This is a genomic window from Actinoplanes sp. G11-F43 (assembly GCF_050589265.1).
Lineage (GTDB): Bacteria > Actinomycetota > Actinomycetes > Mycobacteriales > Micromonosporaceae > Actinoplanes.
The window spans coordinates 169788-181491 of the sequence record NZ_JBNZCE010000004.1; the positions used below are offsets into that span (position 1 = coordinate 169788).

The window sequence follows — 11704 nt, forward strand, 5'->3', positions numbered from 1 at the left end:
CGGGGGGGGGCCCGGGCCCCCGACGGTGCGGAGGTTCGGGGTGGGCTACTGGCCGCCGAGGCCGTTGACCCAGCCGACGTAGTCGTCCTCCCGGCCGCGCCTGGAGTTCCGCGGCGTGGGGGCCGACGGCGGCGGGCCGACCGGCTGGGGGTGCGGCGGCGGGGCGCTGACCACGGTGGGCTCGGGGGTCCGCGGGTGCTCGGCGGTGTCCAGGCCGGTCCGGGGGGCGGGCTGGTTCGCGCCGAACCCGTTGAACGAGCCGGTGTCGCCGGTCAGTGCGGCGGACTGCTCCGGTTCGGGCGAACCGCGCCGGGTGCGCCATCCGCGGCGCAGACCGCCGGAGCCCTTGGCCGGCTGCTGCCCGGAGAAGCGCGGCTCGGTGTCCGGGCCGTCGACCTGGGCCGGAGCCAGCCCGGCGACCTGGGCCGGGATCGACGGTGGCGCGGCGAACTGGGCCGCGGACTGAGGCGCCGGGACCTGGGCGTGCGCGCCGGTGGGGGTGCGCTGCCCGGGGATGGTGGCGTGCGCGCCGGTCGGGGTGCGATGTCCGGCGGCGGAGGCCTGGGCGTGACCGCCGGAGGAGTGCTGCTGTCCGCCGGGCGAGTGGTGCTGACCGCCGGAGGACTGGGGGTAGCCGCCGCCGGGCTGGGCCTGAGGGCGACCACCGGGCTGGGCCTGCGGGTGACCGCCGGGCTGGACCTGGGGGTGGGCGCTGGTCGGGCCGCCCTGGTGGAACGGGTTTCCGCTGCCGGAGGAGAACGGGGAGGAGGCGGCCGGGGTGGCCGACGAGGCGGCCAGATCCCGCAGCGGGTGCGGGCGGTCGCCGCCGAGGCTGAAGATGCCGGTGTCGGACGGGCGCAGCTGGTCCTCCGGGCGCAGCGCGGCGGCGGCCGCGGCCTGGGCGATCGCGGACTGGTTGGGCACGTCGCGGCGGGGCAGTCCGGCCCGGCCGGAAGCCGGTTCGGGCTTCGTGCCGGCGGGCGGCTCGGGCTCGGGGGCGGCGTCCGGCGGGGTGCTCGCCGGGGCGTCCGGCTCGGTGCCGGGCGACGTCTCCGGGGCACTGCGGACGATCGCGGCGAGGACCGAGCCGAGGACGCCGGCGCCGCTGGCGGTCATCGCCGCCCAGTACGGGCTCAGCTCGAAACCGGCCGACGATCCGGGACCGGCGATCAGGTACGCCAGGGTCAGCAGTGCCGGCCCGGCCAGTCCACTGAGGGCGACCGCGGTGGTCGACATCCGCCGGCCGCGGGCGATCCAGCCGATGATCAAGCCGGTGAGCAGCGCGATCGCGGGCATGGTGGCGAACAGGGTGTACTCGGTGACGGCTGCCGGGATGAGGCTTCCCTCCAGCACGCCGAGGCGGGCCGGGGTGGGGGTGCCACCCGACTTCAGCGACGGGACGACCGAGGTCAGCGCGATGGCCCAGACCAGGACGCTCACCGTGGCGATGCTCCACCGGGCCACCGCGCGGGCGGCGGCCGCGTAGGCGGCGAAGATGCCGATGGCGGCGCCCAGCCCGGCGCAGATGCCGATCACCAGGACCGGCTGCACCCCGGCGACCTGGGCGTCCCGGGCCGGCTGCATGGTCAGCGGGAGGATCGCGAGCGCGCCGATCCCGGCGGCCAGACCCATCGCGAGCGCGCCGCCGGCCGGAATCGGGCGGGGTGACCAGCGTGGGCGCAGACCGGTGGCGACCACGGCTCCGAGGGCCGCGGCGGTCATCGTCATCCAGGCGATCCAGGCCAGCTGTGCTGTCCACTGATCACGCTGAGTGATTTCCAAGGTCTGGTCGAGCCGCACCATGCCGAGCCCGTAGGCGATGCCCAGCTGGCCGGCCCCGACGACCACGGCGGCCGTGACGGTGGCGGCCAGCAGCTTCAGCCAGCTCCGAAATGCCATGCTGCGCACGTTACGGAATGTTCCGCATGATGCGCCAGTCCGGGGTCCCCTTCTTAAGGCAGCCTAAAGTCGGCGCGGCGGGAATCGAATTTTCTCTATTGAAATCCGGTCACTTACGGTGACTCGCGGGCGCCGTTCGCGCTACTTGCCAGAACGACCGTCCGGAGTGGACACTGTCGCGCACGGACAGCGAGTCCGTCGTTTCGCGACAAACCTTGCCACCGTGTTCTTCGAGGTCGCGGGACAGAACTCTCACATACTGGTTGGAATCACGATGCTGTCCGGTGACCACGACCTCACGGACCGTGGCGCATGATGCATTCGCGCACGTCAACCTCGGGAGCGTGCCCAGTCTTTCCGGTCGCGCGCGGTTATCACCCGGACAGCCGAGCATTTTCCGGGAGGTTCCAGGCTTCCCAAATGGACGGCGTTCTGATGAAATCGCCGCCGTGCCGGAAACGGCGCGGGCCCTGCCGTGGGCGCCGTTGACCAGACCGCGGCCGCCGATGGGCCGGCTCCTGCCATGGTGCGGAGCGGGGACGACCGCGAAGGAGAAGTCGTGAGCACGGGATCCTCGGCCCTGGCTGCGCGACCCGCGAAACGCGGTGTGTTCCGCCCACGGAGCCTGCGGCTGCGCGGGAAGATCGCCGGCCTGCTGCTCCTGCCTCTGCTCGCGGTGTTCGGCCTGGCGTCCATGCGGCTGCTGGAGGTCACCCGGCAGTCCACCGACGCCGACCGGGTCACCCGGCTCGCCGAGGTCGGCACCGAGTTGTCCCACCTGAGCCGCCTGCTGCACGACGAGCGGATGGCCGCCGCCGAGTTCCTGGCCGGGACCAAACGGCCGGCGACCGGCTACCAGGACGCGATCAAGGCGGTCGACCTCCAGGTCGACGTGGTCCGGGCCGGCCGTGCCGAGATCGCCGGCATCCCCGCCCGGGTCGAGAGCCATCTGGTCATCGTCGACCGGCAGATCGCCACCATGGACGCGTTGCGCACCGGTATCAGCGAGCGCCGGGACACCGGGCTGGCCGAAGCGGTCGCCGCGTACGGCTCGATCATGGGCAGCCTGACCGACTACGCGGCGCTGCTCAGCCTGGAGGCCGTGCGGGGCCCGGTCGCCGACGGCCTGACCGCGCTGGCCGCCTTCAACCGGCTGGAGACCGCCGCCGCCGACCAGGCCGCGATCGCCTACGTCATCCGCGCCTCCGGCGACTTCGGCGCCGACCGGCAGCGGCAGCTCATCGCGGCGCAGGTGACCCGTACCAGCGCGCTCGACGAATTCCGCCGGGTCGCCACCCGCGGGCAGGCGGACCGGGTGGACGCGGTCCTCGTCGAACCGGCGGTGGAACGCGCCGACGAGGTGTCCGCCCGGCTGAACGGCTCGCAGGCGGTCAGCCTGGCCGAGGTCGCCGACGCGTTCGACCAGATGCTGGCCCTGCTCCGGGCCGCCGAGCGGGAGCTGGAGGAGCAGGTCGTCGCGGTCGCCGAGGACGAGGACACGGCGACCGCCCGGCTGGCCACCATCGAGTTCGCCGGCGTCGCGCTGATCGTCATCGCGGCCGTCGCCCTCGGCTTCTACCTGGGCCGGACCCTGCTGATCGCGGTACGCCGGCTGCGTGAGGGCGCCCTCGGCGTGGCCAACCGGGACCTGCCGGTCGCGGTGAGCCTGCTGCACGACGTGGAAGGCCTGAACGAGGGCGGGGTGGAACGGATCGTCGCGCAGACGCGAGACCCGATCCAGCTCCCCGACCAGGACGAGTTCAGCGAGGTGGCCGAGGCGTTCAACATGGTCCACCGGGAGGCCATCCGGATCGCCGCGGAACAGGCCGCCCAGCGGACCACCATGTCCACCATGTTCCTCAGCCTGGCCCGGCGCAGCCAGGCGCTCGTCGACCGGATGATCGGCGAACTGGACCAGATCGAGCGGATGGAGGAGGACCCGAAGCGGCTGGCCCGCCTCTTCGAACTCGACCACCTCGCCACCCGGATGCGCCGCAACGACGAGAACCTGCTGGTCCTGGCCGGAGCCGAGGTGGGCACGCCGCGCCGGGAGGACGCGCTGCTGATCGACGCGCTGCGGGCCGCGCAGTCCGAGGTGGAGCTCTACCACCGGATCGAGTTCGGCACCATCGACACCGACGTGCTGGTCGCCGCGGCCGCCGTCAACGACGTGGTCCGGCTGGTCGCCGAACTGCTCGACAACGCCACCCGCTTCTCCCCGCCGGAGAGCGTGGTGATGGCGTACGGCGCCCGGTCCGGGAACCAGGCGGTGATCCGGGTCGAGGACCGCGGTCTCGGGCTCAACCCGGACCAGCTGGAACAGCTCAACCAGCGGCTGACCGGACCGGCCGAGGTGGACGCGTCCGCGTTCCGGCTGATGGGCTTCGCGGTCGTCGCCCGGCTGTCGGCCCGGCACGGCATCCACGTCGAACTGCAGCCGGCCCCCGAGGGCGGGACGATCGCCGAGATCACCCTGCCCGCCGACATCGTGGTCCGGCCAGGCGCCGAACCGGCCGGGACCCCGCGGGCGGCCAGCTGGACCCGTCCCGGTCCGCCGCCGGTGCTGCCGACCGGAACACCCCGGAGCGCCGAGGTACGGCCGCCGGTGCGCACCGCCCCGGCCCCGACACCACCGATCGCCCGGCCGCCACAGCCGCAGGTGGGCGTACCGATGTCCGAATTGGATCTGAAGCCGACTCCGGATCGGCCCAAGCTTCCGACACGCGTACCCAATCCGGTTGTGGCGGCCGGGCCCCCGGAGCCCGCGCCGGTCGCGCCGCCGGCCGTGCCCACCGCGGACCTCGCGGCGGCGCCCGGCGATCCGGTGTCTCCGGCGGAACCTGTCGACGAGGCCGCGCCGATTCAGATCGAGATGCAGCAGACCTGGTTCCGCGGTGAGGGCGAGCCGGACGGGTGGCAGGGCATGCCGACCGCGGGGTACGCGCCGCCGCCGAGCGCGCTGACCCCGCCCGCCGGCCCGCCGGCCCCGGTGTCACCGGCTCCCGCGCCACCGGCTCCCGTATCGCGGATCTCCGTGCCGCCGGCCACCGAACCGCCCGTCGCCGAGCAGCCCGGCCGGACCGTGCCGAAGCAGCGCCGCGGTGCCGAAGACCGCTGGCGGACCGCTGCCGACGACGGGTGGCAACTCGCGCGGGCGGCCGCCGACCCGAAAGCCGACGGCACCACCCGGTCCGGGCTGCCCAAGCGGATCCCGCAGGCCCAGCTCGTCCCCGGCGGGGTGGAGACCACCCCACGGGCGCAACATCGTCGCAGTCCGGATGAGGTCCGCGGGCTACTTTCCGCGTATCACCGAGGAGTGCAACGAGGGCGGACGGACGGCGTTGCCGAAACCGCCGCCGCCGCAACACAGCCTCCCAAGGAGAACGATCAGTGACCAGGCCCCCCACCATGCAGGACATGGGCTGGCTGCTCAGCAACTTCGCGGACAGCGTCGCCGGAATCGCCCACGTGGTCGCGGTCTCGGCCGACGGCATACTTCTGGCCTCGTCCCGTGATCTGCCGGCAGACCGTGCCGACCAGTTGGCCGCGATCACCTGCGGCGTGGTCAGTCTCACCGACGGCGCGTCCCGGATGTTCAACGCCGGAACCGTCCAACAGACCATCATCGAAATGGACAGCGGCTATCTTTTCCTGATGTCCATCAGCGACGGTTCATCGATGGCCGTCCTGGCGGCGCGCAGCAGCGACGTCGGCCAGGTCGGTTACGAGATGGCTCTGCTGGTGGAGCGTGTCGGGGCGGCCCTGTCGCCGGCGGCACGTGAGGCAGTCGGCAGCCACTAGGCAGACGAGGTGACCGCGACATGACAGAGCCGCACGATCCACGGGGCAACCTGGTGCGGCCGTACGCGGTCACCCGCGGCCGGACCGAACCGAGCCGGGACATCCCGATCGAGGCGGTCCTGCTCGCGGGGCCGGAGGCCGTGCAGGAGTCACGGTTCGCCGGGCACGACAAGTACCGCATCGCCGTGCTGTGCGAGCCCAAAGCGTTATCGCTCGCCGAACTCGCGGCGCTCACCCGGTTACCACTGGGGGTAACCCGGGTGCTCGTCGCCGACATGGTCGGCGCCGGGCTGCTACAGCTGCACAGTGCCGCTCCCAAGACCGGTTTCACGGAGCGGATGGACCTGCTGGGAAGGGTGTTGGGTGGACTTCGCAAGCTCTGAGAGGGCGCGACCGCATCCCACCGAGATCACCTCGGCGAAGATCGTCGTCGCGGGTGGTTTCGGCGTGGGCAAGACGACTCTGGTCGGGGCGGTCTCCGAGATCGAGCCACTCACCACCGAAGCGGTGATGACCGTGGCCGGCGCCGGGATCGACGACGCCTCCAAGGTGCCGGGCAAGGGCAGCACCACGGTGGCGATGGACTTCGGCCGGATCACCATGGCCGACGACCTGATCCTGTACCTGTTCGGCACCCCCGGCCAGACACGGTTCTGGTTCATGTGGGACGAGCTGATCCGGGGTGCCGTCGGCGCCGCGGTGCTCGTCGACACCCGGCGGCTGCCCGACGCGTTCGCGCCACTCGACTACTTCGAGAACCGGCACCTGCCGTATCTTGTCGCGGTCAACTGCTTTGACGGCGCGCCACGCTACGAGCCGGAGGAGGTCCGTGAGGCGCTCGCCATCCCGGCCCGGGTCCCGCTGCTGATGTGTGACGCCCGGCATCGCGACTCGGTGAAGGCCGTACTGATCGGGGTGGTCGAGCATGCGATGGCGACCCTGGTTGCCGAGCACGGGCAGGCCACACCGGTCGGCTAGTCAACGACGGGTACCGCACCGGCACGGACACCACACCTTCCCGGACGTGGACATCCGGACCGGCCGGCTGCTGCTGCGCGAACTGCGCGAGACCGATGTGCCGGAAGTCACCGCCGGGGCCTCCGACGAGGTGACCCAGCGGTGGCTTCCGCTGCCGTGGCCGTACACCGAACAGCACGCGGCGATCTTCGTCACCCGGCTGGCCCCGGCGATGCGGGCCAGCGGGCACGGCATGGTCCGGGCACTGGAGTACGACGGGTACTTCGCCGGTGTGATCGATCTCAAGCGCACCGACTGGACGGCACGGGTCACCGAGATCGGGTACTGGACCATGCCCGGGTTCCGCGGCCTCGGGCTGACCACCGAGGCGGCGTCCGCGCTCACCACGTGGGCGCTGGAGCGACTCGGGTTCGAGCGGGTGGAGTTACGCGTACCGCCGGGGAATCTCGCCTCCAACCGGGTGGCGGTCAAGTCCGGTTTCGTGCTGGAGGGTGTGGCGCGCAACGCGGGCAAGGTGCGTACCGGGCGGGTGGACCTGGCGGTCTACTCCCGGATCCGGTCCGATCCTGATCAGACCGGGATCCGGTAGCCGCGTTTCACCACGGTCTGGACCACACCGGGGACGGCCAGGCCGGCGCGCAGCCGGGCCACCGCCATCTCCACCGCGTGCTCGTCGGCCCCCCGGGGCAGGGCCTGCAACAACGCCGCCCGGGAGAGAACCCGGCCAGGGGAGTTGGCCAGCGCCCGCAACACCGCCATCGGTGCCGGAGCCAGCGGGCGCAGATCGCCGTCCACCACCGCGGCGTGCCCGCGCAACACGATCGAATGCCCGGAGACCTGCAGAGACACCGCCCGTTTGGGCAGCTCCTCGACGATCGTGCGGACCAGCGCGCTCAACCGGGCCCGGCCCGGCATCGCCACCGGGATGCCCTGCCGGCGCAACGGCGCCGAGGTGACCGGGCCCACGCAGGCCGCCATCACGTCGTCGCGCAGCGCTTCCAGCAGAGCGTCGTTGCCGGCCCCGGACGCCCGCAGCACGGCCTGGACGGCGGCCGCCGAGGTGAACGTCACAGCGTCCACCAGCCGGCCGGTGACCAGATCGACCAGCCGGTGCAGCGGAGCCGGGTCGGTGGGCGGCGCCCAGCGGTAGACCGGCAGCTCGATGACCCGGGCGCCGGCCGACTCCAGCGCCTCCGTGTACTCCGGTTGGCTCTCGCCGTGCAGCTGCATCGCCACGGTCAGGCCGCGGATCCCCCGGGCGGTCAGGTGCTCGACGACCTCCTCGTAGCCCTCACCCTCCGGGGACCACTGGTCGTGCAACCCGGCGGCCCGGACCGCGGCCCGCGCCTTCGGCCCACGAGCCACCAGATAGGCGCGGGTCAGCACGGCGCGCAACGGCTCGGACAGGCCCCAGCCCTCCGCCGCCTCCAGCCAGCCGCGCATCCCGATCCCGGTGTTGACCAGCACGATGTCGGGCGGGGTGTCCAGGCAGGCCCGGGTGGCGGCACGCAGCTCGGCGTCGTCGGAGATCGGCACGATGCGCAGCGCGGGGGCGATCACCACGCGGGCGCCGCGCGCCTCCAGCAGGGTGGCCAGCTCGTCCTTACGGCGGTCGGCGGTCACGCCGATGGTGTACCCGGAGAGGGCCGCCGCCGGTTCCGCCAGCGCCGCCGCGGTCAGCACCGTCCGCCGGGCACCCGGGGTCCGGTCCGTCATCCGAGCAGGGTGTTTCTGGTGGGACTGCTTCGGGTGGGACCTCGTCTGGTGCGACCTCGTTCGGTGTGACCTCGTCTGGTGAGACCTCGTCTGGTGAGACCTCGTCTGGTGAGACCTCGTCTGGTGGGACTGAAGAGTCGCGGCGTGGCCGAACGGTCCACCGAAGGGCACGCTCGAAGCCCGCCGTCCTCAGCGTCGACCCGCTCCCATGTCACGCCTGCGTTCTTCGCCATGCCTCCGTCCGGGGCACGCCGCGACTCCTCCTCACCGAACCGGCTCGCCGGCTCGGTGAACACCGTCAGGTCCGTCCTCAACCCTGACGGTTGTCTCTCCATGATGCGCTCCCCGGTCACGCCGGGCCCAGTCATGCCGGTCCCCGTCGTCCGGAGGTGCGCACCGTTGGCCATGCACCGAAGACTGCCGGGGCGGAATTTCCGACGAGCGTCCCATTTGTTTCGAGCCTGCTAAGTCGGGCAAGATGGTCTTCCGAGCGTCGTCCGAGCCGGGTGGGGCCGACCCGCCGAGGGTGGCTCCAGGCCGCGGAGTATGCTTGCCGTGTTTGGCGTACGACCAGGGCTGAGGGTTTGCAACCAGAACCTTCGCCGGGATCGTCGTGCCTCGAACACCGCTCTGTTTTGACCACGCGTCGCGCTGCCGGGTATCGTCTTCCTGCTGTTGTGCGCCGGGTGGTCCCTCTGCGGGGTAGCTGTGACGCACCTGTTCCGGTGCGGCCAGCACGCGCCCCCCAGTCCGACGACGAGACAAGGTAATTCTGTGCGTACGTACAGCCCGAAGCCGGGTGAGATCGAGCGTCAGTGGCACATTATCGACGCTTCTGACGTCGTTCTGGGTCGCCTGGCCACCCACACCGCGAACCTGCTGCGTGGCAAGCACAAGCCCACGTTCGCCCCGCACGTCGACACCGGCGACTTCGTTGTGATCATCAACGCCGGCAAGGTCGCCCTGACCGGCAACAAGCGGCAGACCAAGGTCGCCTACCGCCACTCCGGCTACCCGGGTGGTCTGAAGCAGGTCGGCTACGAGGAGCTGCTCACCAAGCGCCCCGAGAAGGCGATCGAGCTGGCCGTCAAGGGCATGCTCCCGCACAACAAGCTCGCGCGGCAGATCATCAAGAAGCTGAAGGTGTACCCGGGCGCCGAGCACCCGCACGCCGCCCAGCAGCCGCAGCCGTTCGAAATCAAGCAGATCGCGCAGTGAGCGCGGGAGAAGGCAGCAGCATGACTGACATCATCGAGCCCGAGGTCGTCGAGACCGTCGAGGAGCCCGCTGAGACGGTCGTCGTCGTCGAGGAGACGGCCGCGCCGGCCCCGGTCCGCGCCCCGCGTCCCGGTGACCGCCCGGTTCAGACCGTTGGCCGCCGCAAGGAGGCCATCGTCCGGGTGCGCCTCGTGCCCGGCACCGGCAAGATCACCTGCAACGGCCGTGACCTGGAGAACTACTTCCCCAGCAAGGTTAACCAGCAGCTCATCCGCGAGCCGCTGGTGACCGCCGAGCGCGCCGAGCAGTTCGACGTCTTCGCGAACCTGCGTGGCGGCGGCATCACCGGCCAGGCCGGTGCCCTCCGTCTCGCCATCGCCCGCGCGCTCATCGCGGTCGAGCCCGACGACCGTCCCGCGCTGAAGAAGGCCGGCTTCCTCACCCGTGACGCCCGCGTCAAGGAGAGCAAGAAGTACGGTCTCAAGAAGGCCCGTAAGGCCCCGCAGTACTCGAAGCGCTGATTTTCGCGCTACGTCTGCCATCGACGGCCGAGTGTGTCCCTCGTACGGGGGGATGTGCTCGGCCGTCGATGTTTGTTTTACTCCCTCCCCAACTAGCCGTTCCGGTACTCGTGACCAGCCGAACGCTGATGCAGGCTTGAGGTCGCGTTAACCGGCGAAAGGAAGCCGCCATGGGGCGACTCTTCGGCACGGACGGCGTTCGCGGCCTAGCGAACGGCGATCTGCTCACCCCCGAACTAGCCCTCTCGGTCGCAGTGGCGGCCGCACGGGTGCTCGTCGAAACCGACGGGAGCCACCCACCGCTCGCCATCGTGGGCCGTGACCCGCGAGCCAGCGGCGAGATGCTGGAGGCCGCCGTCGTCGCCGGCCTGACCAGTGCCGGGGCCAACGTGGTACGGGTCGGTGTGCTGCCCACACCGGCGGTCGCGTACCTGGTGGGGCAGACCAATGCCGATCTCGGAGTGATGATCTCCGCGTCGCACAACCCCATGGCCGACAACGGCATCAAACTCTTCGCCGCCGGCGGTGCCAAGCTCCCGGACGAGCTGGAAGAGCGCATCGAAAGGGCGATCGAAGACGGGCACGGGCTGATCGGCCGGCCCACCGGCGCCGGCATCGGCCGGGTCAACGATCTGCTCGACGGCGCCGAGTACTACATCAAGCACCTGGTCGAGTCGATCCCGCACCCGCTCAACGGGCTCAAGGTCGTCGTCGACTGCGCCAACGGGGCGGCCAGCGAGGTCGGGCCGATCGCGTACAAGGAAGCCGGCGCCGAGGTCATCGCCATCCACGCCGAGCCGGACGGGCTCAACATCAACGAGGACTGCGGCTCCACCCACCTGGAAGCCGTCCGCGAAGCGGTCCTCCGGGAGGGCGCCGACCTGGGCCTCGCCCACGACGGCGACGCCGACCGCTGCCTGGCCGTCACCGCCGCCGGCGACGTCGTCGACGGCGACCAGATGATGGCCATCCTGGCCCTGGCCATGCGGGACGCCGGCACCCTCACCGACGACACCCTGGTCGCCACCGTGATGAGCAACCTGGGCCTGCGGATCGCCATGAAGCAGTCCGGCATCAAACTGCTGGAGACCAAGGTCGGCGACCGGTACGTGCTGGAGGAGCTGGCCGGCGGCGACCTCGCCCTCGGCGGCGAACAGAGCGGCCACATCGTCATGCCGGCCTTCGCCACCACCGGCGACGGCGTGCTCACCGGCCTGCACCTGATGGCGCAGCTCGCGGCCACCGGCAAATCCCTCGCCGACCTGGCCGCCGTGGTGCACAAACTGCCCCAGGTTCTGATCAACGTACGGGTCGGCGACCGGGCCGCGGGTGCTTCGGCACCGACCGTGCAGGCCGCTGTCGCGCTCGCCGAGAACGAGCTGGGCGAGACCGGGCGGGTGCTGCTCCGGCCGTCCGGCACCGAACCGCTGGTCCGGGTGATGGTCGAGGCCGCCACCGAGGAGCAGGCGCGATCCGTCGCCGAGCGGATCGCCGACGAGGTCCGGGCCGCCAGCCCCGCCTGACGACTCCCATCGTGTACGGGCCGGTCCTTCGCGGGCCGGCCCGTTCGC

General features: G+C 71.7%; 10 protein-coding genes. 8 read left to right on the top strand and 2 right to left on the bottom strand.

Features of this window, described 5'->3' with window-relative positions; all coding sequences use genetic code 11:
* Window positions 1-45: 45 nt before the first annotated feature.
* Complete coding sequence (locus ACQ0O7_RS04640; protein ID WP_430780473.1) at window positions 46-1899, bottom strand: hypothetical protein; 1854 nt, start codon at window positions 1897-1899, stop codon at window positions 46-48.
* A 559-nt stretch (window positions 1900-2458) separates the two neighbouring features.
* On the opposite strand from ACQ0O7_RS04640, the gene ACQ0O7_RS04645 reads away from it, so the two are divergent.
* From ACQ0O7_RS04645 to ACQ0O7_RS04665, 5 genes are read left to right on the top strand one after another with little or no spacing between them, the layout of a single operon-like run.
* A complete protein-coding gene (locus ACQ0O7_RS04645; protein ID WP_430780474.1) occupies window positions 2459-5293 on the top strand; it encodes a nitrate- and nitrite sensing domain-containing protein in 2835 nt (944 codons plus the stop codon).
* Window positions 5290-5700 (top strand): roadblock/LC7 domain-containing protein, encoded by a 411-nt coding sequence (locus tag ACQ0O7_RS04650; protein ID WP_430780475.1) that lies wholly within the window; start codon window positions 5290-5292, stop codon window positions 5698-5700. Before ACQ0O7_RS04645 ends, ACQ0O7_RS04650 begins: the two co-directional genes overlap by 4 nt.
* Before the next feature lie 20 nt (window positions 5701-5720).
* The gene (locus ACQ0O7_RS04655) at window positions 5721-6083 is read left to right on the top strand and encodes a DUF742 domain-containing protein (protein WP_430780476.1); all 363 of its coding nucleotides are present in this window, start codon (window positions 5721-5723) and stop codon (window positions 6081-6083) included.
* Window positions 6064-6678: a GTP-binding protein gene (locus ACQ0O7_RS04660; protein ID WP_430780477.1), complete on the top strand. Its 615-nt coding sequence runs from the start codon at window positions 6064-6066 to the stop codon at window positions 6676-6678. Before ACQ0O7_RS04655 ends, ACQ0O7_RS04660 begins: the two co-directional genes overlap by 20 nt.
* Window positions 6679-6724: 46 nt before the next feature.
* A complete protein-coding gene (locus tag ACQ0O7_RS04665) occupies window positions 6725-7267 on the top strand; it encodes a GNAT family N-acetyltransferase (RefSeq protein WP_430780478.1) in 543 nt (180 codons plus the stop codon).
* Here the strand turns inward: ACQ0O7_RS04665 and ACQ0O7_RS04670 are convergent.
* Entirely contained in the window at window positions 7249-8394 is a 1146-nt protein-coding gene (locus ACQ0O7_RS04670; protein WP_430780479.1) for a uroporphyrinogen-III synthase, read from the bottom strand. The genes ACQ0O7_RS04665 and ACQ0O7_RS04670 overlap by 19 nt on opposite strands.
* 774 nt (window positions 8395-9168) lie before the next feature.
* Here ACQ0O7_RS04670 and rplM point away from each other — a divergent pair.
* The 3 genes from rplM to glmM all read left to right on the top strand — a co-directional run bounded on the left by rplM (window position 9169) and on the right by glmM (window position 11656).
* Window positions 9169-9612: a 50S ribosomal protein L13 gene (gene rplM, locus ACQ0O7_RS04675; protein ID WP_014440773.1), complete on the top strand. Its 444-nt coding sequence runs from the start codon at window positions 9169-9171 to the stop codon at window positions 9610-9612.
* Window positions 9613-9632: 20 nt separating this feature from the next.
* The gene (rpsI, locus tag ACQ0O7_RS04680; protein WP_430780480.1) at window positions 9633-10133 is read left to right on the top strand and encodes a 30S ribosomal protein S9; all 501 of its coding nucleotides are present in this window, start codon (window positions 9633-9635) and stop codon (window positions 10131-10133) included.
* 170 nt (window positions 10134-10303) lie between these two features.
* On the top strand, window positions 10304-11656 hold the full coding sequence (gene glmM, locus ACQ0O7_RS04685) for a phosphoglucosamine mutase (protein WP_430780481.1): 1353 nt from the start codon (window positions 10304-10306) through the stop codon (window positions 11654-11656).
* The last annotated feature ends 48 nt before the right edge of the window (window positions 11657-11704 follow it).